1 protein-coding gene is annotated in these 980 nt (G+C 37.6%); it reads right to left on the minus strand.

What is annotated here, in order from left to right; genetic code table 11:
- Window positions 1–160 precede the first annotated feature (160 nt).
- The gene (gene clpP / locus H5975_RS08345) at window positions 161–754 is read right to left on the minus strand and encodes an ATP-dependent Clp endopeptidase proteolytic subunit ClpP (RefSeq protein ID WP_178661848.1); all 594 of its coding nucleotides are present in this window, start codon (window positions 752–754) and stop codon (window positions 161–163) included.
- Window positions 755–980: the final 226 nt, after the last annotated feature.

Consider the following 980-nt stretch of genomic DNA (forward strand, 5'->3'; position numbering starts at 1 on the left):
TAATTTTGATCATATGGTCTACCGCATTTATTATCGTCAAATGGCACAAAAAAAGAACCAGGTTGCATAACCTGATTCTTACCTATCAACAGGATTTGACAAAGAGCCTAAAAAAAGAGCTGCGGTTTAATATCGCAGCTCTTTTCTGTCTAATGAGTTATTAATCAGCCTTAGGTTTATTTTCCATGATACCATCCAGTAGACCATAATCCACAGCTTCTTGAGCTGTCAAATAGTGGTCACGTTCAGTATCCTGATTAATCTTCTCAATTGGTTGACCGGAATTGTCCGCCAAAATTTGGTTGATCATCTTACGAGTCTTCAAAATTTCGGTAGCGGCAATTTCGATTTCAGTTTGTTGACCTTGAGCACCACCAGATGGTTGGTGAATCAATACTTGAGAATGAGGTAAACCGAAACGCTTACCCTTAGCACCGGATGATACTAGAACACTAGCCATTGATGCAGCCATACCAATAACAATGGTTTGTACATCGGCCTTAATAAAGTTCATAGTGTCATAAATTGCCATTCCAGAAGTAACGACACCACCAGGTGAGTTAATGTATAAGTAGATATCTTTAGTTGAATCTTGCGCATCCAAGAATAGTAGTTGCGCAACGATTGAGTTAGCCATATCGTCTTCAATTGGACCAGAAAGCATAATAATCCGGTCTTTAAGAAGCCGCGAGTAAATGTCATAAGCACGTTCACCACGAGATGACTGCTCAATGACAGTTGGAACTAAATTCATAAAAATTGGCCTCCTTTTAGCACTTATTAGCGTTAATTGCTAACGTATGATTGTATTTTACCCTATAGGTCAGGAAAGGTCAAATAATAATCAATAAAAAAAGAACTTTCATAAAAAGGGTTCTACACCAAATGGTGTTGGTTAGAGATTTTTCATCTCTATACCAATGCCATTTTTGTGTTTTAAACAAAAAAACAGAGGTAAACCTCTGTTACAATGAAATCGC

It is taken from the genome of Limosilactobacillus coleohominis, assembly GCF_016901675.1.
Classification (GTDB): domain Bacteria; phylum Bacillota; class Bacilli; order Lactobacillales; family Lactobacillaceae; genus Limosilactobacillus; species Limosilactobacillus intestinavium.